This window comes from Mycobacterium sp. P2_H7 (assembly GCF_056403275.1).
In genome coordinates this window covers 23,098-43,198 of sequence record NZ_JBFUFU010000022.1, presented here as the reverse complement: position 1 = coordinate 43,198, position 20,101 = coordinate 23,098, and the positions used below count along the sequence as shown (strand labels likewise).

25 protein-coding genes, 1 tRNA gene and 2 pseudogenes are annotated in these 20,101 nt (G+C 63.3%); 12 read left to right on the top strand and 16 right to left on the bottom strand.

Going from position 1 to position 20,101, the window contains the following annotated elements; all coding sequences use genetic code 11:
- Positions 1 to 27: 27 nt before the first annotated feature.
- Both acpS and AC1DY7_RS27950 read left to right on the top strand, forming a co-directional pair.
- Complete coding sequence (gene acpS, locus AC1DY7_RS27955) at positions 28 to 417, top strand: holo-ACP synthase AcpS (protein ID WP_477497006.1); 390 nt, start codon at positions 28 to 30, stop codon at positions 415 to 417.
- Between the two features lie 96 nt (positions 418 to 513).
- Entirely contained in the window at positions 514 to 1,845 is a 1,332-nt protein-coding gene (locus AC1DY7_RS27950; RefSeq protein ID WP_477497005.1) for a M20/M25/M40 family metallo-hydrolase, read from the top strand.
- A gap of 67 nt (positions 1,846 to 1,912) precedes the next feature.
- Here the strand turns inward: AC1DY7_RS27950 and AC1DY7_RS27945 are convergent.
- A pseudogene (locus AC1DY7_RS27945) lies at positions 1,913 to 1,975 on the bottom strand (peroxiredoxin); the annotation flags it as partial.
- Between the two features lie 6 nt (positions 1,976 to 1,981).
- Between AC1DY7_RS27945 and AC1DY7_RS27940 the strand changes: the two are divergent.
- Both AC1DY7_RS27940 and AC1DY7_RS27935 read left to right on the top strand, forming a co-directional pair.
- The gene (locus AC1DY7_RS27940; protein ID WP_477497004.1) at positions 1,982 to 3,610 is read left to right on the top strand and encodes a recombinase family protein; all 1,629 of its coding nucleotides are present in this window, start codon (positions 1,982 to 1,984) and stop codon (positions 3,608 to 3,610) included.
- Positions 3,611 to 3,899: 289 nt separating this feature from the next.
- Entirely contained in the window at positions 3,900 to 4,616 is a 717-nt protein-coding gene (locus AC1DY7_RS27935; RefSeq protein WP_477497003.1) for a hypothetical protein, read from the top strand.
- Between the two features lie 34 nt (positions 4,617 to 4,650).
- Here the strand turns inward: AC1DY7_RS27935 and AC1DY7_RS27930 are convergent, their stop codons facing one another.
- From AC1DY7_RS27930 to AC1DY7_RS27915, 4 genes are all read right to left on the bottom strand, one after another.
- Positions 4,651 to 4,941 carry a hypothetical protein gene (locus AC1DY7_RS27930; protein ID WP_477497002.1) on the bottom strand — a complete coding sequence of 97 codons (291 nt, stop codon included), beginning with the start codon at positions 4,939 to 4,941 and terminating at the stop codon, positions 4,651 to 4,653.
- A gap of 55 nt (positions 4,942 to 4,996) precedes the next feature.
- On the bottom strand, positions 4,997 to 5,398 hold the full coding sequence (locus AC1DY7_RS27925; RefSeq protein ID WP_477497001.1) for a Gp19/Gp15/Gp42 family protein: 402 nt from the start codon (positions 5,396 to 5,398) through the stop codon (positions 4,997 to 4,999).
- Between the two features lie 132 nt (positions 5,399 to 5,530).
- Positions 5,531 to 5,794: a hypothetical protein gene (locus AC1DY7_RS27920; RefSeq protein WP_477497000.1), complete on the bottom strand. Its 264-nt coding sequence runs from the start codon at positions 5,792 to 5,794 to the stop codon at positions 5,531 to 5,533.
- Entirely contained in the window at positions 5,787 to 6,158 is a 372-nt protein-coding gene (locus AC1DY7_RS27915; RefSeq protein WP_477496999.1) for a hypothetical protein, read from the bottom strand. The genes AC1DY7_RS27920 and AC1DY7_RS27915 overlap by 8 nt, the downstream gene beginning before the upstream one ends.
- A 447-nt stretch (positions 6,159 to 6,605) precedes the next feature.
- Between AC1DY7_RS27915 and AC1DY7_RS27910 the strand changes: the two genes are divergently transcribed.
- The 3 genes from AC1DY7_RS27910 to AC1DY7_RS27900 all read left to right on the top strand — a co-directional run bounded on the left by AC1DY7_RS27910 (position 6,606) and on the right by AC1DY7_RS27900 (position 8,835).
- Positions 6,606 to 6,899 (top strand): hypothetical protein, encoded by a 294-nt coding sequence (locus AC1DY7_RS27910; RefSeq protein WP_477496998.1) that lies wholly within the window; start codon positions 6,606 to 6,608, stop codon positions 6,897 to 6,899.
- A gap of 685 nt (positions 6,900 to 7,584) precedes the next feature.
- The gene (locus AC1DY7_RS27905; RefSeq protein ID WP_477496997.1) at positions 7,585 to 8,145 is read left to right on the top strand and encodes a hypothetical protein; all 561 of its coding nucleotides are present in this window, start codon (positions 7,585 to 7,587) and stop codon (positions 8,143 to 8,145) included.
- A gap of 51 nt (positions 8,146 to 8,196) precedes the next feature.
- Positions 8,197 to 8,835 (top strand): hypothetical protein, encoded by a 639-nt coding sequence (locus tag AC1DY7_RS27900; protein WP_477496996.1) that lies wholly within the window; start codon positions 8,197 to 8,199, stop codon positions 8,833 to 8,835.
- Positions 8,836 to 8,880: 45 nt separating this feature from the next.
- Here the strand turns inward: AC1DY7_RS27900 and AC1DY7_RS27895 are convergent, their stop codons facing one another.
- From AC1DY7_RS27895 to AC1DY7_RS27870, 6 genes are all read right to left on the bottom strand, one after another.
- Positions 8,881 to 9,702, bottom strand: coding sequence for a phage major capsid protein (locus AC1DY7_RS27895; RefSeq protein WP_477496995.1), 822 nt, complete (start codon positions 9,700 to 9,702; stop codon positions 8,881 to 8,883).
- Positions 9,703 to 9,817: 115 nt separating this feature from the next.
- The gene (locus AC1DY7_RS27890; protein WP_477496994.1) at positions 9,818 to 10,246 is read right to left on the bottom strand and encodes a hypothetical protein; all 429 of its coding nucleotides are present in this window, start codon (positions 10,244 to 10,246) and stop codon (positions 9,818 to 9,820) included.
- Complete coding sequence (locus AC1DY7_RS27885) at positions 10,243 to 10,464, bottom strand: hypothetical protein (protein WP_477496993.1); 222 nt, start codon at positions 10,462 to 10,464, stop codon at positions 10,243 to 10,245. The genes AC1DY7_RS27890 and AC1DY7_RS27885 overlap by 4 nt, the downstream gene beginning before the upstream one ends.
- Before the next feature lie 280 nt (positions 10,465 to 10,744).
- Entirely contained in the window at positions 10,745 to 10,897 is a 153-nt protein-coding gene (locus AC1DY7_RS27880) for a hypothetical protein (RefSeq protein ID WP_477496992.1), read from the bottom strand.
- A gap of 107 nt (positions 10,898 to 11,004) precedes the next feature.
- Positions 11,005 to 11,724, bottom strand: coding sequence for a helix-turn-helix domain-containing protein (locus tag AC1DY7_RS27875; RefSeq protein WP_477497064.1), 720 nt, complete (start codon positions 11,722 to 11,724; stop codon positions 11,005 to 11,007).
- A 70-nt stretch (positions 11,725 to 11,794) separates the two neighbouring features.
- The gene (locus AC1DY7_RS27870) at positions 11,795 to 12,046 is read right to left on the bottom strand and encodes a hypothetical protein (RefSeq protein ID WP_477496991.1); all 252 of its coding nucleotides are present in this window, start codon (positions 12,044 to 12,046) and stop codon (positions 11,795 to 11,797) included.
- A gap of 1,062 nt (positions 12,047 to 13,108) precedes the next feature.
- Here AC1DY7_RS27870 and AC1DY7_RS27865 point away from each other — a divergent pair.
- Positions 13,109 to 13,411, top strand: a pseudogene (locus tag AC1DY7_RS27865) (BRO-N domain-containing protein); the annotation flags it as partial.
- A 156-nt stretch (positions 13,412 to 13,567) separates the two neighbouring features.
- Here AC1DY7_RS27865 and AC1DY7_RS27860 read toward each other — a convergent pair.
- Positions 13,568 to 13,906: a hypothetical protein gene (locus tag AC1DY7_RS27860; RefSeq protein WP_477496990.1), complete on the bottom strand. Its 339-nt coding sequence runs from the start codon at positions 13,904 to 13,906 to the stop codon at positions 13,568 to 13,570.
- 49 nt (positions 13,907 to 13,955) lie between these two features.
- Positions 13,956 to 14,441: a thioredoxin-dependent thiol peroxidase gene (bcp, locus tag AC1DY7_RS27855; RefSeq protein WP_477496989.1), complete on the bottom strand. Its 486-nt coding sequence runs from the start codon at positions 14,439 to 14,441 to the stop codon at positions 13,956 to 13,958.
- 106 nt (positions 14,442 to 14,547) lie between these two features.
- On the opposite strand from bcp, the gene AC1DY7_RS27850 reads away from it, so the two are divergent.
- Positions 14,548 to 14,769 carry a DUF3618 domain-containing protein gene (locus AC1DY7_RS27850; RefSeq protein WP_477496988.1) on the top strand — a complete coding sequence of 74 codons (222 nt, stop codon included), beginning with the start codon at positions 14,548 to 14,550 and terminating at the stop codon, positions 14,767 to 14,769.
- Between the two features lie 22 nt (positions 14,770 to 14,791).
- Here the strand turns inward: AC1DY7_RS27850 and AC1DY7_RS27845 are convergent, their stop codons facing one another.
- Together AC1DY7_RS27845 and AC1DY7_RS27840 are read right to left on the bottom strand one after the other, a co-directional pair.
- Positions 14,792 to 14,956 (bottom strand): hypothetical protein, encoded by a 165-nt coding sequence (locus AC1DY7_RS27845; protein ID WP_477496987.1) that lies wholly within the window; start codon positions 14,954 to 14,956, stop codon positions 14,792 to 14,794.
- A 320-nt stretch (positions 14,957 to 15,276) separates the two neighbouring features.
- The gene (locus tag AC1DY7_RS27840) at positions 15,277 to 15,945 is read right to left on the bottom strand and encodes a hypothetical protein (protein WP_477496986.1); all 669 of its coding nucleotides are present in this window, start codon (positions 15,943 to 15,945) and stop codon (positions 15,277 to 15,279) included.
- A 285-nt stretch (positions 15,946 to 16,230) separates the two neighbouring features.
- Between AC1DY7_RS27840 and AC1DY7_RS27835 the strand changes: the two genes are divergently transcribed.
- The 3 genes from AC1DY7_RS27835 (at position 16,231) to AC1DY7_RS27825 (ending at position 19,804) form a co-directional block, all read left to right on the top strand.
- Entirely contained in the window at positions 16,231 to 16,569 is a 339-nt protein-coding gene (locus tag AC1DY7_RS27835; protein WP_477496985.1) for an ArsR/SmtB family transcription factor, read from the top strand.
- A complete protein-coding gene (locus tag AC1DY7_RS27830) occupies positions 16,554 to 17,276 on the top strand; it encodes a cation efflux transmembrane domain-containing protein (RefSeq protein ID WP_477497063.1) in 723 nt (240 codons plus the stop codon). Before AC1DY7_RS27835 ends, AC1DY7_RS27830 begins: the two co-directional genes overlap by 16 nt.
- 707 nt (positions 17,277 to 17,983) lie before the next feature.
- Positions 17,984 to 19,804 (top strand): cellulase family glycosylhydrolase, encoded by a 1,821-nt coding sequence (locus AC1DY7_RS27825; protein WP_477496984.1) that lies wholly within the window; start codon positions 17,984 to 17,986, stop codon positions 19,802 to 19,804.
- A 55-nt stretch (positions 19,805 to 19,859) separates the two neighbouring features.
- On the opposite strand, the gene AC1DY7_RS27820 is transcribed toward AC1DY7_RS27825, so the two are convergent.
- Positions 19,860 to 19,932, bottom strand: a tRNA-Lys gene (locus AC1DY7_RS27820).
- Positions 19,933 to 20,101: the final 169 nt, after the last annotated feature.

The following is a 20,101-nucleotide window of genomic DNA, read 5'->3' as shown; positions in this document are numbered from 1 at the left end:
GGAGGCCAGTCAGATAGCGTGCCGGGTATGGGCATCGTTGGGGTAGGCATCGACCTGGTTTCGATTCCGGATTTCGCGGAACAGGTGGACCAGCCGGGCACCGTTTTCGCCGAGACCTTCACGCCGGGGGAGAGGCGCGACGCCGCGGACAAGAGTTCGTCGGCGGCGCGCCACCTCGCGGCGCGGTGGGCGGCCAAGGAGGCCGTGATCAAGGCCTGGTCGGGGTCGCGGTTCTCGAAGCGGCCGATGCTGCCGGAAGACATCCACCGCGACATCGAGGTCATCACCGACATGTGGGGACGGCCGAAGGTCCGGTTGACCGGGGCGATCGCCGAGCACCTCAAGGACGTGACGATCCACCTGTCGCTGACCCACGAGGCCGATACCGCGGCGGCGGTCGCGATCCTCGAAGCCTGATTGCCGCGAGCGTGCGCGTCTGCCCGGTGACACGCCGTAATGGTGTGACATTTTGCGCACGCTCGCGTGGTCGCGGGTGCGACTAGTCTCGCTGGCATGAGCGATCTGGTCGAACGTGTCCGCGAGGTCCTGCCGTCGGTGCGGCGCGATCTGGAAGAGCTGGTGCGCATCGAATCGGTGTGGGCCGACCCGGCCCGTCGCGACCAGGTGCAGCGCAGCGCCGAGCTGACGGCAAAGCTGTTGGCGGAGGCCGGTTTCGGGGACGTCCGCATCGTGGCGGAAGGCGGTGCGCCCGCCGTCATCGCCCGCCACCCCGCGCCCGAGGGTGCGCCGACGGTGCTGCTGTACGCACACCATGACGTGCAGCCCGAAGGCGATGTGACCCAGTGGGCGTCGGCGCCGTTCGAGCCCACCGAACGCGACGGGCGGCTCTACGGCCGTGGCACCGCCGACGACAAGGCCGGAATCGCAACACATTTGGCGGCGTTCCGGGCGCACGGCGGCAACCCGCCCGTCGGGGTGACGGTGTTCGTCGAGGGCGAGGAGGAATCCGGCTCGCCGTCCCTGGCTGCTCTGTTGGCGGCGCACCGCGACCTGCTGGCCGCCGACGTCATCGTGATCGCCGACTCGGACAATTGGAGCACCGACATCCCGGCACTCACGGTGTCGCTGCGCGGGTTGGCCGACTGCGTGGTGGAGGTCGCGACCCTGGACCACGGCCTGCATTCCGGACTGTGGGGCGGTGTGGTGCCGGACGCGCTGTCGGTGTTGGTGCGTCTGCTGGCCGGCCTGCACGACGATGACGGCAACGTCGCCGTCGCCGGCCTGCACCACGCCGACGCCGCCGACGTCGCGTTCCCCGATGAACGGGTGCGTGCCGATTCCGGCCTGCTCGACGGGGTGTCCCAGATCGGCTCCGACTCGGTGGTGCAACGACTTTGGGCCAAGCCCGCGATCACGGTCATCGGCATCGACACCACGCCGATAGCCAAGTCGTCCAACACGCTCATCCCCAGGGCGCGGGCCAAGGTCAGCATGCGGGTGGCGCCCGGCGGGGATGCCGCGGCCCATCTCGAGGCGTTGACCGCGCACCTGCTGGCGCACGCCCCGTGGGGAGCGCAGGTCACCGTCACCCCCGGCGACGTGGGCCAGCCCTATGCGATCGATGCCACCGGCCCGGTCTACGACGCCGCGCGGGCGGCGTTCAACACCGCGTGGGGCCGGGAACCGGTCGACATGGGCATGGGCGGATCGATCCCGTTCATCGCCGAGTTCGCCACCGCGTTCCCGGCCGCCAAGATCCTGGTCACCGGTGTGGAGGATCCCGGCACCCAGGCGCACAGCATCAACGAGAGCCTGCACCTCGGGGTGCTGGAACGGGCGGCGACGGCCGAGGCGCTGCTGTTGGGATCACTCGGCGCGCTCTGAGCGGTCGTTCCCGACGTTCTGGTGGCCGAATCTGCGATGAGGCCACCAGAACGTCGGGAACGAACCCCTACACCGAGATGTCGCGGCGCAGTTTGGCGACGTGTCCGGTGGCCTTGACGTTGTACTGTGCTGCACTATGGACAACGTAACACAGCGCAAGCTGCGAGCCATCGTGGGCGCTCGGGTGTCGCATCTGGACGACGACAAAGAGAACACCCGCAAGGTGTCGCACCTAGCGCAGACCGAGGAGGGCGTGCGTTGGGCTGGCTTACGTGGGTTCGAGGTTGTGGGCACGTTCGAGGATCTCGGCGTATCCGCCGGGAAGACAACGCCGTTTGAGCGGCCAGAGCTGGGGGAGTGGCTGGCCCCTGAGCACCTACACGAGTGGGACGTGCTGGTGTTCTCCAAGATCGACCGGGCGTTTCGGTCGACCAAGGACTGTGTTGACTTCGCCCAGTGGACCAAGGACAACCAGAAGATTCTCGCGTTCTCCGGTGACGGTGTCGTGCTCGACTACCTGAACCCTGCGGGTGACTCGCTCGACCAGATGATGAGCGAGTTCTTTATCTACGTCGGATCATTCTTCGCGGCTATCGAGCTGTCGCGGTTCAAGACGCGCGCCACCGACCGGCTGGCGGTGCTCAAGATGACCGACCGGGTATCTCACGGCGTGGCCCCTCTGGGGTTCAAGACTGTGCCGCATCCGAGCGGCAGAGGTAAGGCTCTCGTGCGCGATCCCGAGGGGTACGCGCTACTCCACGAGATCCACGCCAAGTTGGTACACGAGAACAACTCACTCACCGAGCTGGTTCGGTGGCTGAACGACTCCGAGCATCGCACCAACCGTGCGACGGCGGCAGGCAAAGGCAGTTGGTCGGTGACCACGCTCAAACGAACGCTGACATCTCAGCGCCTTCAAGGGCTGAGAGTGTCCGGGGGTCAAATCGTGCTGGACCCTCAAGGCCAGCCGATCAGGATGGCTGATCCGACGTTCACCGACACCGAGTGGTCGCAGCTGCAGGATGCGATTGCCCAGCGATCAGCCAGCGGCAAACGTCGCCAGATGTCTCCGAACCCGTTGGCGGGTATCGGCTACTGCGGTTGCATCCTGCACACCGCCGAATGCGAGTACCCAGAGCTTTGGGTGCCTCGTCGGTGCGACTGCCCAGAGTGCGGATACGCGCTGTCCCTGCACCGCCGCAAGTCGACCAGCGGCAAGGTCCATACCTACGTCAGGTGCGGTCGGCAGACCACAGGCTGCCGGGGTGCTATGCGGTTGGACGACATAGAAGATTCGTTGCGGAACAAGTTCTTAGAGGATTACGGAGACCGGGAGATGACACGGCGGGTGTTCGTTCCGGGGGAGGACCACAGCGCAGAGCTGGCCCAGACCGAGCAATCGCTAGAGCGACTCCGCTGGGAGTCGGACAACGGCCTGGTGGACGACGAGCTGATGTATCGCTCCAGGCTGTCTGCGCTGGTGGCGCGTAAGGCCGAGCTGACCGCGAACACGTTGGTGGCCGCGCGGTGGGATGAGATCGGGACAGGGCAGACATACCGGGAGTTGTGGAGTGACCCATCAACCGACCGCCGTCAGGTGCTCCGCGACTCGGGAATAAAGGTCATGCTCTACGGACTGCCTTACGGCTCTACGGGTTCGACCAAATCGTCGATATTCAGCGGGTTCCGCGTGCCTGAGTCGTGGCCTCAGCCGGTGCTCACCGAGGAGCAACGGCGCATCCGCGACATGCTGGCGGATGCCTAGCACGTATAGGTACCCACGATGGCTACCTGTTGTTGAACGGGGCCCAGTGGTTCGGCCCTGGAACGGCAGACATCTCAAGTCGCCTCGAGGACGACCTCATCGCGCGGGATGCTGTTAAGGTGCCGCAATGGCGAGGGGGATTACACCATCTAAGCGGGTGGCGTCGATACGACGACTTGGCTTACGCCCGCCTAAGAAGCGGTCGTTGTGGCAACGAATGCGGCTTGGGTCGAGAGGCCAAAGAGGTGGAAGTCTTCTAGGGCCTGTAGTAACTCCGCTCGTAGCAGCGATGGTCGCTTTCGGTGGGGGTCTGTTAGTAGCTGACCTGACCATCGAAGGCCAGAAGGAGCAGGCGCTCGCAGAGTTCCAGAGAGACCAACGCCAACAGCATTATTCCGAGATCCTCCAGCAAGCGACTCGGCTACACAATGCCGGTGATGCCTCAGCGCTAGCGCTCAATGCAGGTCTTTTCACCTCAGCGAGTGCTGGTCTTGCAGGTATCGGAGTCTCAGGAGGCCAGATGGACCTTGGCGCCGGGCAATTAGATTCGAAACCGTCCGTCTCTCCAAACGTTAAGGACAAGCAGCTGAGCGGATACGGGAACCAGTACGTGGTCCCAGGCTTCTACAACGACACCGGCGCCGACGCCCAGTTGCGGAAGGGATCGTCTTGGCAGGGCGCTTATACAGCGCTCGACCAAGCCATATCGAATGCTGAAATAGCCAGCGACGACCGGGTTATCGCGCTCGCGCGTGCGCTGAGAGACAAGTACCGCGCTGACTACTACCAATCCGTCATGAAGAACATTGACGACATAGTGGCGCTCTATCCCGACCCAAAGCCTGATAAAGCCAAGCTGGCCGACGCGCTCGTCGGTGTGCCTGCTGATCGTTTGCCACCAACATACGATCCGGGCATCCTCTCCAAATCAACTGATGAACTGACCGCGATGTACGCAGATGCCGCCAAGCGGAACCTCGGAATCGTCGACGAATTAGTTTCCTAGAAATTCACGAATTGCAGCGCCCGCGAGTACTCGCTCACCCCCGGACCATCGTGTAGACCGCGTGAGCGGTCCTGCTGCTGCTGGTGTGCAACTGGGCATCACCTTCGATTGAGTATCGCTTATCGCGCCACTCGACTTGGGCCTGAGCCCCGAGGATGCCGCCGCCAATCGGGAACCCGCCTGCCAGCCGCAGCCGGTATCGGCTGGTGGTGTGGAAGCCTCCACCGTCCTGGTCCTCGGTGGAGGTGATCGGCTGCACCGATGCCTTGACGACGATTCCCATCGTCCCGGCCTGTGTGAACTTGTTGCCGTCAGCGTCGGTCACGGTTACCTCTGGGTACACCGTGACGGTCTCTGTTCCGCGCCTAAGAAGTGACATATCAGCCTCCGGTATCGAACGATGGGTACCCAACCGGCGCAACCAGATTCGGAACGATCTGGAACATCCGACTCGGCTTGATACCGAGCAATTTCCACTCCTCCGCTGTGATGCGGAGAGTGTTGTCGGCAGCCTCCCGGCTGAGCTGATAGTGGTAGTTCCCATCAGTCTCGGATGCGAGACCGTCCGGGTTGCGGACGACCCGATAGACGGCCTCGGCCTCGATGTCGGTCACGTCGTCCTGGTCGATCTGGCCTGCCGCAATTTGGCCGGCCAGGTCCGGGACTCGACGGAGGATCATCCGCTCCACTTGAGCCAGTCGGCGGTCCACCAGTGCTGTCTCTAAGGTGTCCAGCTCTCGCGCCAGGAGCGCGGCAACGTCACTGGCTATAGCAAGTGCCACGGTCGGTCTCCTTGCTCAGCATCGCGATAGCGCGGCGTCGGGTGTAGCTCTTGCTCCTAGCCTTCGCACGGTGGTGAGGCCAGCGGCTGCCGTCGGTGCCTGCGAACGGGCACGGCGGAATCGTCAGGTCTGTCATGGTTTTCCTTTGGTCAGTCGGTCACGAAGGACGATGCAGAAAGCGACCCCGGTCGCTGCGGATACGTCCGGTGCCAGTTGCGCCGAGAGATCGGCAGAGACGCCCACTTTGCGGAGGTAGTCAGCGACGGCTCGGCGGTGGTCGTCCAGGGTCGGCCAGTTCCGAGGATCCGCGATGCGGAGGTGCTCGGGCAGTTCGGCTGCCAGAGCCGCCGGATTGGAGACGGACAGCTTGCGGCTGTGCCGTTTGAGGCTACCCACGGTTCTTCCACCGTCCGGTAGCGCCGAGCTTGCCGAGCTCGGAGCGAGTCAGTGTGTCCTCGTCGTCGGGGCATCCGAGGGCCTTGAGCAGTTGCACCATGAGAGCGCGGTACTGCCGCAGCTCCCCGAGCTCGGGCATCGCAACCGGCTGGCCCTGCGAGCCCTTAACGCGTATCTCAGCGGCTCCGTCCACGACGGCCTGGAGCCGCTTCACCACGTCTGCGGTACGGCAAGCCTCCTCGAGGATGGCTCCCTTCTCGGGTGCCTCGGAGAACTCGTAGACGGCGTGCAGCTCTCGCCAGAGCTGCCTACCGCGTGCCAAAAGGCCCGTTGGAGCCCTCGGAATCGTGGGTACATCGGCCATTGCGGCCTCCTTATGTGGTGGTTTGAGAGGAGTTGAAGGGTCGCGATCGGATCTAGACCCTCAGAGTCTTCGCAGGTCAGCGACAGCCATCGCGTGTCGCGGTGGCTGAGTGAGTGCGGAAAAAGGCAGCGAGTCGGTAAGGCATCGTCTGCCGAGAGGGGCGTACAACGGTTGGACTCCCCCTCTAGGGGCAATTCGGCCACCTGTCGTGACCCGGCATCACGCGCGCTGGAGTCGACGACATTTCAGTTCGATGCCACGGCATCCGATTCGGCACCCGCATAACCGACCGGTCACGGTGGGGGCATGGGGGCAACCCCCCTGGGTACATCCGGTATTGATGGGGTGGCAATCCAGGGTGCGATACCTCGCCGTGGTGTTACATCAGGAGTTGATGGCGCGCTTCGTGTCGCTGTTCGCCGATAGCTACCTTGCCAAGGGGGATTTATGTCAGAAGTGCCGTGGACGCGTGTGCAGCAGACCACCGTTTTGAACGCTATAGACCTCGCACGGGAGAAGCTCGCCGAACAAGGTATGGGGCCTGCTGCTGGTATGGCGGAGTTCATGGCCCAGGCGAGAGCGGGCCAAGAGGCTCTGGTCGAACAGGTCGCCGGGCTGAATCAACTCGTCGTGCTGATCCTCAAGCGCATCGAACGTGAGTTCGGCGAGGAGCCATCTGAAACACTGAAGTTGATCGCGGCCGAGGTTCGAGATAAACCACTAAGCAAGCCTCAGCGATGAGTCGTCTTCCCGAGGCCGAGTTGCACCTACCCTCCTCGTAGTTGTGCGAACCAGACTTCGATTGACTCGACATCTGACTGCCTAGCCAAAGGTGTAGTCCGAAGGGTGGGAACAACCCTCCTACCCTTCCTTCATGGTCTGCCATTGCTCGTCCGTGAATCCAACCGAGAGCGCGGCTCGGTACAGGCGGCTGTCTAGCTCCCTGAGCTGGCTCCATCCGTCGCTTAGTGCGACCGTCTCGGCCCACACCTTCGACGCCATCGGATTGCCGGCCCCGAGTGCCTCGCAGATCCTCTGCGCTCTCGCCAGCTCGTCATCGATCGCTCTGCAGATAAGCGTGCAGTAACCGTCACTGGCGTTGTTCGCGAGCCTTCGGCAAGTCTCCCGGCGACACGGCTGCTTCACCTCTGCGCGGTTGTCAGCCACCGCGATTCGGCACTCTGCTGAGCAGAAGTATCGCTGCCCTGCAGAGCGGACGACTGCCTCTGACTCACAGCCTTCGCAGGCGCACTGCTTCTGCCTCAGACTCTTTCGACCACGACGGGTGTGTCGAGCTTCGTAGGTCGCGACGTCGCTGTCTGGTGCTGTCATGTGGGGCTCCTCGTAATAGCGGGTCTGGAATGTCATCCGACAGACGGACAGAATTCGCCGACGTTGTGTCGGTGGGAGGTTCTAGATTCGATGAGTGACGACTGACGTGGATACCGAATACCTGCGAGCAGCTGAGCAGGTGATCGACCTTGCACAATCGCTCATCATCTCGCTTGATGACGTACCGATTTACCGAATCGATGTCTTGGCCGAGCGGCCTCTAGGGCAACTTATTCGCGCGACGAATAATGTTGCGGCGGTTGCATACAAGGGTGTAGCTGAGTACACCGGTGCCGACTACGACGACATAGAGGAGATACGGCGTGCTCTTGAGCCGTATGAACATGGCGAGTTGTTCAACATTCTTCCGCAGGCCGGGGAAGCGTTCACGGGTGACGTGATACACGGCATCTGGTGGGGTATCCAAGACTGGACCTCGACTACGTACGAGGGCAAGCTACAGACCGCCGACGCGGTCGTGCCGGGACATGTCAGTAACGAGTTGCTACCCGCAGCGTTCGTGATTAACGGCGCGATGCCAGTCATCGTCAAGCTGATGAAGAAGGTCAACGCTCTCAACAACAACGAAAGATTGGAGGCTGGAACCGACCGCATTCGCAGACGTCACCGTAGTGCGATCGGCATACCGAATTGACAAGGCGGGAAACCCAAATCGATCCGGGCAAATCCATGGAAGGTGTACAACATGGCAGAGGCCCCGGAAGGCAACGGCGTTGTGCTCCCCGACTTGCCCACCCTGGGGGTGTCGTCGGACCTGATGGAGACCTTGTTCAGTGCAATGCTCGGAGCGGTGCCCGACTCGCTTCGAGCAGACCATCGATACCTGTGGCTCTACGTACACCTTGTACGCATGCTCGATAAGGCGATCTCGGAGTACGACGGTGCTGGTAAAGCCTGGGCACGCGCGGAAGCGCTGACAGAGCAAGATTGGATCCGCAAATTCAATGACCTACTCGCTGGCGCGCATCACATTGAGAACTGCGTTGACGCCACTCATCGGGCCGTGACCGCTGCGACCTTGCTGCGTAACAAGTGCTTCGGAGTGTCCTTCTCGGCTCCCAACTCAGGTGCCATATTGAGGCTCAACAACATTCGCGATGCGATGCAGCACACACCGGAACGCTTACTGGATAAAGACCTCAGGCCGGGAAGGCTTCCGTTCAGGATCGACCAGGGAGATCCCTACGCCATCAGCCCACGAAAACACGAACTGGCAATAGGGCAAGAGGCCCCGCTGACATACACAGAACTTGTTGCGCTTATCGAGTGGTGTGATCTAGCTGCAAGGGCGGTTGGCCGCTCGCCAGCACCAAAGCGGAGTTGAAGGAAAGCCCCAGACCCGCAATGGATCTGGGGTAACCGTCAGCTATCAGGCGGCGTCGTACAGACGAACGACCGACAGCGGGTGCAGGAAACCGAATCCGACGCGGGCGATGCCGCGAACGTCGATGGCGTCCTGGCGCGGAACGTCGAACGTCTCCATCTCGGTGTCCTGGCGAAGGACGATCTTGACCCGCGAGGAGTCGATGCCCCACGCAAAGGTGGAAGCGTCCACCTTGGAGTCGGTCAGAACCTTGATCCCTGCGATGAATGCGCCGTCAGTCGTGCGCTGCAATAGACGCTCGTTCGAGCCGGTCGCCTTCTTGATCTTGCTGAGGGTCTTAGCGACGTTCGGGTGCATCACCCAGCGGTCGATCTGAGCACCGACCGCCTCGGCGGCGAAGATCGCGTCGATGAACGGATCCTCGTTCGTGATCGAGGCCCCGGTGTCAACGACGCTGGTGGTCAGCGACAGCAAGCCGTTGTTCGCCTTGGCCGTGGTGTTCGCCAGGAACGCGGCGTCAATCGTGTGCGCGATCTGATTGGCGATACCTGCGGCAGCCTGGTCGGCGATCTCGGGATCGGAGTCCTTGCGGATCTCGTTCGAAAGCGTGACGATGCCACCGGCCTTCGACGGGATGACGATCACCTCACCGGTCGTGCCATCAGTCGGAACGATCACCTCCAGCTCGTCCAGCCAGGTGACAGCCGGGTCCGAGTTCCACAGCGGGAACTGAACCTTGACCTTGTCGGTGCCGAACGTGCTCCCCGCGAGGAACGCGGTGGACTTGGCCTGAATCGCCTTGTTCAGAACCTTGCCGAAGTCGGCGGGAGTCCAGGTATCAGCGGTGCTTGAATGCTGCATTGCCATGTTGTGTCCTTCGATAGTTGTTGTCTAGCAATAGAAAAGGACCGATCACAGATCGGTCCTCAGATGCCTCACAGAGGCGTTGGGTTGAGCGCAGGCCACGGACCCACACTCGAAATCAGTTGCGCTGGCTGAGCAGGTCGGCCATCGTCGGCTCACGCTTGGCCTGCGGTGCGCCTCCGAAACCTTGCGTCGGATCGAACGCGGGAGAGCCCTTGCGGAGACCGGGCCGCTCGGCCAGGACGGCGGCGACATCAGCGGCCACCTTCTCGGCGTCCACCTCACCCTCATCGGTCAGGTAGTCGGTCAGCTCGTTACCGCTCAGGCTGAACAGATCGCCGGGATGGCTCAGGGCATCGGATGCGAGCCGTTCAACCTCGGCACGGTTCAGCCGTTCGACGCGCTGCGCCAGGGCGTCACGCTCGTCTCGGGCCTCGTTGCGCTCAACGCGGTACCGGGCCTCCTTGTTGGGCCGGGGGGCTGTCTCGGGAGCGGGCTCGCCCTCGGGGGTCTCGGTGGTCGTCGCGTCAGTGGTGGTCTCGCTCATGCTGCGGTGCTCCTCGTATTGCGGCGCTCCCATAGAGCGCGGCGTAGTTCGGTCGGGTCGGTGTTCTCAGGCAGGCCGAGCCGCTCAGCGATAGCGGCTCGCTTCTCGGGGTCCAGCGGCCAGGGTGTCCCGCCGCCCTCGGTCACGGCAGCCTCGTAGGGCTGGCCGTGTCGCTCCCACCATTCGGCGAAGTTCTGCGGTCTCTCGTAGTCGCTCACGCTGCGACCGTTTCCGGTTGGTCGGACGCACGCTGCGAGCCGCGCTGCGGAGGCTGACGCACGGTCAGCTCCAGCGAACCTGCCTCGCTGGGGTGAAGGGACTGACCCGGCCTCAGGGTGCTGTGTGTCATGCCTGAGGCGATGCCACGCCGCCAGCTCCCGTCACCGGGAGCCTTGCCGTGGCGACCGGCGCACTTCGGTGTGCTCGCATGGCACGTCGGGCAGAGCCCTGGCTCGGTGCCGGTATAGGCGCAATGTCGATGTCGTGGGCAGTCGGCCATCAGTCGACGGTCCAACTGGTGACGCTCATCCCGTCGAACGGATGGCGTCCGTCTCCGAGGTTCACGGCGGCGTAGGGGCCGACGCTCCAGACCTTCGGGGGCGCGCCGAACTCTGCGGCTCGCTCGGCTGCCTCAGCGATTGGATCTGTCATGTGTGCTCGCTCCTCTGTTGGGTGCTGCCTTGATCCGGGCAGCAAAAAGGCCCCGGTGGTGCCGGGGCCTCGATTGGGGGGTGTGTGTTCAGTTGGCGTTGAGAACGTCAGCCCGGAGGGCTGGCGAACGGATCCTCTATCGGCAGTCGCACTGTTGCCGATCTCGGACGGCGCTTCTCGCGTGCCTGCACCTCAGCGACCCACGCGGGTGGCTCGCAGGCCCAAGGGTCATCGGGATGGTGACGGCCTGCGGTTGACTGTTGCAGACTGACAAACCCCTGCGGTGCCTCGGTTGCGGTTGCAGATTCAGCCGGCCAAAGGGCGGCAGGCTGTGCGGTTGCCTCTGTTCTTCCCGTATCCGTAAGAGAACGGCTCCCTTGGCCGGTCTCGCCCTGGTCCTCAAGATGGTTCGGTGAATACCGAACCTCTGCCTGATCTGATCCAAAAGGATCTGATCCGGATCTGATATCCGGATCTGTAGGTGTTCGCTCCAGCGGACCAACTGGGTCCGCTCCAGCGGACCAACTGGTTCGCTCCACCGGACCAACCTCTATGGGGTTGGTCCGCTCCAGCGGTACTACCTCCGTCTCAGGTGGTACCGCTCCAGCGGTACCACTCGGAGCTTCCGGGACCAGTTCGTAGACCGACGTTTTCCCCGAGGTGCCCGACCCCTTGCGAGTCTGGGTTATCCAGCCTCGGGCCTGAAGAGCCGCCAGGGCCTCGGAGACGGCGGTCTTGCCGTAACCGGTCTCAGTCATCAGCAGCTTCAGGCCGGGGTGTGATGTCCGGCCATCCTTGTCGGAGTGATCGAAGATCGACATCAGCACGCGGAACTCGGCACCGGCGAACGGGTGCCCGTGCGTGCGCTTGTGCCAGCTCAATTTCGAGAACTGATCACTAAGCACCGCGACCGGCCTCCTGGTCGGCGCGGAGTGAGGCCAGCTCGGCCTGTAGGGCCTTGCGCTCTGTGCGGTACTTGCCGTTCTCCTTGCGGAGATCGGTCAGTGTCTTCTGCCACCGAGGAGACAGTTCGATGTGGTCTGAGTTGTTCACCCGCTCACGCAACCGCTTGTTCTCGACTCGGTACTGACGGAGCTTCTCCTGCCAGTAGTAAGGCAGGTCGTGGAGTTGGGCGTCTTGGTCAATCATGGGTTTCCTCCGGGGTTGGTTACCTGCCACCTGGGCAAGGCAATTGGAGCAATCGCGTTGGGGCGATTGCGTTTCCGTCTCCGCGATCGGTGACGGGAATCAGTGAGCTAGCGCGGCCTCGATAGCGCGGTAGCGCTGGAGCTGGCCTCGGCACTTCGCTTGGTATCGATGTACTGCGGCTCGCTGGCATGCACCACAACGCCCCGTACGGCGTGTGTCATCTGGGTGCAGCGTGCAGCGGTGTCCGTGTTGGTTGATCATGTCGTGTCCCTGTTCTTGGTCGCCTCCGACGACCTTCGACTGGCATCCGGCCACAGACCGGACGTGCGGCTGATGTCAGCCAATTGGGTTAAACAAAAAGTGCCAGAACGCATCTAGGCGTTCCGGCATTGGACATAGAGAAACCCCCGGTTGGTCTCATGGACTCAACCGAGGGCTCTCAACCCACTAACAGAAGATCGGGACGACTTCGCAGCGGCCCTTATCCGTCCGGTAATCAATCGGACGGCCTACCGCTGGAGTCAACGCCAACGGGAAGTTTGTGACGGTCGGGAGGAGCGAACCTGACCGACCGTCCGGGTGCCTGGGAGGGCACCCGCTGCGGCGCTCACCCCGAGGGAAGCAGCCTGCAAGTTTGGGAGGGGCCCTAGGCCCTCACTATGTATATACCTGAGTATTGCGAGAGAGCCGTCTCCCGGCTCAGTCCCTCACTAGGTATATACGCGACACTCAACCCTCTACCCATCTATAGGGGAGTATTCGTCGCACCCGTCTACCTACTAAATAGGGGTATGTCACTAGCTCAAACTGAGTGATGTGATCGAGGTCACCGGAGAACGGCCACGTGGTGCCAGGCCGGCCCCACTATGTCTATAGGCGTCTGCGGCAGCCCTCTACTTTTGTCTGTAGGCGTTACGCGCAGGCATTTTCCCGGATGTGTGAGGCAAGTCACTCGATTTGAAGGCCTTCGGCCCTCTCTATATATATAGGTGAGTATCCTTGACACCCACGTCGCAGGGCTCTGACCAGGCTCAACAAGGCAGACATCAGTTCAACTGAAGTATGGTCCATCCCTCGAAGACGGAGGCTCGATCATCAACGCCGAGGTCCGCGTCGTCTCCATCGACGGAGAGCCGTGGTTCTTCGCACAGGACGTGTTGCGGGGTGCTGGGAATCAGCACGACCAATCTAAGTCGAGACCTCGATTCTGACGAGCGGAGGCTCGTTGACGTGCGGGAATTGAATACCTCGTCAACTGGACGAGGTAATCCGAACATGTACATCATCAGCGAGCCAGGTCTCTACTCGCTGATCGGCCGCAGCCGGAAGCCTGAGGCCAAGGCGTTCAAGAGATGGGTGAACCACGAGGTGCTGCCGACGATCCGCAAGACCGGAGCCTACGTCGACCCGGCGAGCTCGCTGGCGCGTCGTGCCTCTTCTGCGCTCCTAGGTGCCATGAGACCGAACATAGTGACGACAAAACCCCCGCACGATGGCGGGGGCTTGCCGGGAGGTTCGCGGTTACAGGTTGCACACCTGCGCGTAGCTCGCGTTGCGCGATGCGGGTGGGACGTAGACGGACATCTCGACCGAGCCGAACATCCAATGCTCATCCTCGAACGTCTCTCGTGCCGCCAGCACGAGACCGTGATCCGAGATGTACCGACGCACAGGCTCGTACTTCTGATCATCGTCACGAACCAGCGGCGACCGCAGCACCTGTAGGCGCTCGGCGTCTCCGGTAGCGATCAGGAAGCTAGGCCAGACCACCAGGGGCTTGGCGGTTGCGTCGTAGTCCCTGCAGAAACCGCAGATAGCGACGTTGTCGGTCGGTACGGTGCAGAGCTGGCATTCGATCATTTGGTTACCTCGCAGGTGGTCGGCGTCACACGACGACAAAGAGCCGAGGTCACTGGGCCCTAACGGCCTCCAGTATCTTCTGAATCTTGGTTGTCGTATGTGCAGCCTTGACGTTGTACTGGGCCACCTCGACGTTGCCCTTCTCGTCGACGACGAACGTCGACCGGATGACGCCCTGCACGGTCTTGCCGTACATCGTCTTCTCGCCGAAGGCGCCCCACGCGGTGAGCACGGACTTCTCCGGGTCGGACAGCAGCGGGAAGGTCAGGCCTTCGTTGTCGCGGAACTTGGCGAGCTTCTCGGGCTTGTCGGGGGAGATGCCGATGACGTCCAGGCCCGCGCCGTTGAGTTCGGCCAGGCTGTCGCGGAAGTCGCAGGCCTGCTTGGTGCAACCCGGCGTGGACGCGGCCGGGTAGAAGTACACGATGACTTTTCGGCCTGCGAAGTCGGACAGCTTGACGGTGTTGCCGTCGGCATCGGACAGGCTGAAAGCGGGCGCTTTGTCGCCGGAGGCGAGGCGCGGAGTCTGAGGCATGGCTGATACACGTCTTTCTCATCGACCGGTGCAGCGGAGTGGACTGCGGCTGCTCTAGGGTAAGTCGGCAAAGGTTGTGAGATGAACGCGCACATGGAGGGGCACAGTGGCCGACCGGGATCCCGAGAGCATCAAGCGCGATATCGACCAGGCGCGTGATCAGCTCGCGTCGACGGTCGACCAGTTGGCTGTGCGCGCAAATCCGCAGCGTCTCGCGGACGATGCGAAGGCCCGTGTGCTTGCGTTCGTGAAGAAGCCCGCGGTGATCGGTTCCGTGGTGGGGACCGTTGTGGTGGTGCTGGTGGTCCGCCGGGTTCGTCGCCGCTGAGGCAGCCGAACAGGTCGGCAGTTCAGCGCCGGCGGCGGGGCCGGAACCAGCTGACGAAGGAGAAGCTGGGCGGATTGGCGGTCATGCCGATGCGACTGCAGCTGATGACGGCGACCGTGCTGTTGCTGGGCGTCGTGCCGTCGTTGCCGGTGACATCCGGCGTCGGCGGTGCACTTCCGCTTGGCATCAGCTAATCCTCGCTTTGTCCCTTGTACGTTTGCCAATGTCGGCAACTTCCGACATGCAGCTAACTTGAGACTAGCACGGCACTGGTCATTGTGGCGCGCCAATGGGTGGCCTCTTACCTGGTACTTTGCGTCACACAGCTAAGCGTACGCCTTGAGGATTCGTCGATTCAGCACATTTCCGGTGTCGGCCGCGCCGCCTCGTCCTCGATATTGACGTTGACGTCGGTCGCAACCGTAACATTGCTGAGTTTTCCGATGTGGTCGTTTGCGCCGGATCAGCAGCTGCGTAGCGTTCCCACGTCGAAAGAGTCTCGAGCTGTCAGCTGAGGCCTGTACCGGCGTGGTAGCCGTATTCGCCGACGCCGGTCAGCACCGCCACCATGACCTCGTCGGTCAGCAGGTTGGTGTTGAGCGGTGGTCCCGGTGGCGGCGGGGCCGGAGGCGCGGGCGGCGGTGGGGGACCCGGCCGGCCGGCCGGAACCGGGAAGGTGATGTTGAGCTCCGGTCCTGCGTCCAGCGGAAAAGTGCATCCCGGACCGTAAGTGGCTTTGCTGAGGATCGTCCCGCTATAGGCCGATGCCACCATCGTGCGCATCTGTTCGAAGCTCAGGACGCAGGGGTCCGGAGCGCCGGGTGGGAGCGGTATCGGTGCGGCCAGTGCTGCCGGCGGCGGTGGTGGCGCGGGCGGCGGTGGTGGCGGAGGTGGTGGTGGTGCCGGAGGCGCGGGCTGCGGTGGGGGTGGCGGGAGCGGAGCCCGAGGCGGCGGTGGGGGTGGCGGGGACGGCGGTCCTGGTCGTGGCGCCGGAGCGACGGCGGCCGGAGGTGGGGGCGGACCAGGCGGTACAGCCCGCGGGGGTGCGACGGCGTCGGGCGGCGGGAGCGGCACTTGCGCGCCGATCGGTACCGGTGCCGGAGCGGCAATCACCGGCAGTGGTGCGGCCGGCGTCGGCGGCGTTTCGGCGGGATTGTCGCCGTGGGTCACCACCATGGCGGCACCCACCAAGAGAAGAGGTACGACACCTCGAGACCAGCGCACTCCAGGGTGTGTCACAGTGCGTCCCTCCCAGGTGGCCTGCGTTGTGGCACCCCGACTCCCCGTTGACAGGGCGAATAATTGTGGCTAACGTCAATTAGTTCGCTACTGCAAAATGCATCATGGCAGAGTGTGCTGCGCCGCGCGGCTTTTGTGGCACTTTTGCCGGTCTGGCACCAAACGGTTCCCGCAAAGTTCCGTGCGACCATATCGATACAGAAAGTTCTGTACTATTGCGGCGTGGAAACCGTGATGCACACCGACGCGCTGGCACGCTTCGGGCACGCCCTGGCCGATGCCACCCGCACGCGAATCCTGTTGAGCCTCAACCGGGCACCGGGCTACCCCTCCGATCTCGCCGAGCAGATCGGCGTCACCCGGCAGATCCTGTCCAACCATCTGACGTGCTTGCGTGGGTGTGGTCTTGTCATCGCGGTCCCCGAGGGCCGGCGGGCGCGTTACGAACTGGCGGACCCGCGGATCGGAAGCGCGCTGGGCGAACTGATGGGTCTGGTGCTGGCCGTCGACCCGAAATGCAGGTGCGTGGGGCCGGACGGCCGGGAATGCGGCTGCGGGTGACGGCCATCGTGGACCCGGCCCGTCGCGTCGTTCTGGCCCGCCGGATCCGGCTCCTCGTCGCGCTGACCATCTCCTACAACGTGATCGAGGCGGTGGTGGCGATCAGCGAAGGGGCGCGCGTCTCATCGACGGCGCTGGTCGGCTTCGGGCTGGACTCCGTCATCGAGGTGTCGTCGGCCGCGGCGGTGGCGTGGCAGTTCGCCGGGCGTGATCCGGAATCTCGGGAGAAGGCCGCCCTGCGCGTCATCGCGCTCTCGTTCTTCGGCCTGGCCCTCTACGTCACGGTGGACGCCATCCGGGCACTCGGCGGAGATCTGCGCTCCCAGCATTCTGTTGTCGGGATCGCGCTGGCGGCAACAAGTCTGGTGATCATGCCGGCGTTGTCTCATGCGCAGCGCCGGGCCGGCCGGGAACTCGGCTCGCGGTCGGCGGTCGCCGATTCCAAGCAGACGCTGCTGTGCACGTATTTGTCGGCGGTCGTGCTCGCAGGATTGGTGCTCAACAACCTGTTCGGCTGGTTCTGGGCCGATCCGCTTGCCGGACTGGTGATCGCGGCCATCGCGGCCCGCGAAGGATGGGCGGCCTGGCGCGGCAGCGCGTGTTGCTCGGCTGTTGAGCATCGTTGTGGTGCAGACGAAGTTAAGGGGCGAGGTGATGGGCGCGGCGGCGTGGAGTTCGCGCCACGCCCATCACCTCGGCAGAACTAGTGCGCAGCGGTCGTCAGCTGCGGCGGTGGCGCATCAGCCACCGATCGATGAACTGCCCGAACCCGAGCCCCCGGACGACGAACCGCCGCCCGAAGGGGAACTACCACTCGGCGAATGCGCCGGGGGCGCAATCGGTGTGGTGGTCGTTGTCGTGGTCGACGACGAACCGCCCGCCGATGGTTCGGCGTTCGCGACTGCACCGACTCCCAGGCCGAGAAGTCCGACTCCGGTTGCGAGTGCGCCCATTGCGATCATGGGTTTGATTTTCATGGCGTTGCCCCTTCCGTTGTCGATGATGTGAGACCGGCCGGTCGCACATCCGTTGACGGCGCGCCGGGACCCAACGTACCCACACCCCGGGGTCGAAGTGCAACCGCCGAAACGGATCGGGAGTGGATATCCGCGTCGATGATGCTGGTAGGCAGATACTTTCGCGCGTTCGAAAATTCTCGGCCGAGCTGGAATCGGCTCGGCGAATCCAAATGCCTTGCATCGCCTGGTGATTGACAGTTCATATCGAGGTGACGCACAGCGGCGCGCGGAAGCGCGGCAGGCGCCCCTGTCACGAGAGCGCACAATTTCCCAGGTTTCTTGACGTAAAACCCGAGGTGAAATTGACGAGATATTCGAATGCCGCACGACACTTTGCTGTAGCGTCCGGTTCGGCGCCTCGATGGCGCAATCCACAACCTTGCGGGGTGTCGAGAATGGGCATGCAACTCGGTCGACTGCGTCGTCACATGATGACGCGAATGGTGATAGTAATCCTGATGCCGGCCCTGCTCTGTGCGGTAATGGGAAATCTGTTCATAGCTGGTGCTCCCGCTAAGTCATATGACGTCGTCCCTACCGCGGCAATTGATCAGTCGTCATCGACATTGGGCTTTGCCGACTCCGATCTGAGTAATACCGGAATGACGTCGACACAGATCACCGAGCAACTGACGATGATGCAATCACTCGGTGTGAAGAATGTCCGCATCCTCATACCCTGGGCGGACATCGAGAAACGCCAGGGCGAGTACAGCTGGGACTACGTCGACTCCATCGTCGAATCGGCGACGAACCTGGGCATGGGGATTCTCGGGGTCATCAGCCAGACCCCCAGCTGGGCCGGCACCCCGATCCTGGCCGGTATGCCCGAGCCGGAGGTGTTCGGTGCCTTCGCTCAGGCCGTGGCCACCCACTACGTTGGCCAGATTTCCACCTATGAGATCTGGAATGAGCCCAACGCGCAGAATTTTCTGGACCCGGTAGATCCTGCCGCATACACCACGCTGCTACAGGCGGCTTACCCCTTGATGAAACAGGCGGATCCGAACATCACCGTGATCGGTGGCGTCGTCGGTGCCGGTGCGTCCGAGGGCAACGTCACGATGGATCCCGACGATTTCGTCCAGGGTATGTATGCCGCCGGTGCCAAAGGTTTCTTCGACGCGCTCTCGTTCCATCCGTACGCGTACTCACTGGAGTTTTCGGCCGGCGCGGGGGTCGCGGGTTCGCCGCTCGAACAGCTGCAACAGATCTTCAGCATCATGGCCGCGAACAACGATTCGGATCACTTGGTGTGGGCCACCGAATACGGCCAGCCGACGACGGGTCAGTACACCACGCAACAGCAAGCTGATTTCATCCAGGATTTCCTGAATTCATGGCCGGAGATTGCCGGCACCGGCCCCATGTTCATTTACACCTTGCAGGATACGGATTCGGGCAGCGCCAACAAACAAGACAACTTCGGCGTCTACTACTCCGATGGCACCGCCAAACCCGTCGTTCAGATCATCACTGACTATCTGGACTCGCTCGACCCCACCGATCCCACAGATCCGACAGATCCGGGTCCGACGGCGCCGGGTAATCCACTGATCCAGGCGATCAGCGCCGCGGTGCACTGGCTCGGCGCTGCCGCCCGAACCGTGATCAACGGTGCCGTCACGGTCGCCGCGGGGGTCGTCAAAGTAGTGGCCGCGGTCGTCCGAGCCGTCGTGCAGGCCACCGGCAATGCGATTCGCGGTGGCATCAAGCTCGCGAAGTCCTTTGTCACGGGCCTCGCCGACGCCGCGAAGAACGTCGTGACCGGTATCAAACAAGCGGTGCATCCGAATGCGTCGGCGACCGCAGTCGATGCGGTGGCCGTGGCGCCTGCCGCCACCTCGGCGAACAGCAGCGCGAGTACTGCCAAGGCGACCGGACAGCAGCGCCGCGACGCAGTGGAGCCTTCGCAGGCAACAGGTCTCACCGCCGCGCATCCGTCGACCACCCCTCCCGTGGGGGAGGTGAAGCCAGAGCAGGCTCCTGCTGCCGACACGGGCGGCCCGGCAGTCGACGCGGCGGCACCGGAACCGTCCTCGGCGGCACCGGAACCGTCGAGCGAAGGAACGAAGGTCGTGCGCAAGCCTCGACGTGGACACCGCCCGACGGCCGCGCCGTCGCCGGCGGACGTGAAGGCGGGCCGCGCGCCGAGCGCTGACACCAAGGAATCCGACGAGAGTTCCGACGCGGACAAGCCGGCTCCCACCGCGTAGTTCGGCACCTCCGCTGAAACGACAGAAGCCCTGCCGGAGCAGGGCTTCTGATGGGTGCGCCGTCAGGGTTTCGAACCCCGGACCCGCTGATTAAGAGTCAGCTGCTCTACCAACTGAGCTAACGGCGCGCGGGTGAAACAATAACAGGCCCCACGGCGCGAGGTGAAATCCGCATGAAGCGCGGGGTGCGGGCCGCCCAGAACCGCATCGGGAGGCCGCCTGAGCGCCGGTCTCAGCCGGTGCGCTGGTCGGCGTCGATTCCCATAGAATGCTGGCAGGTTGCTGCGAACACGCGGC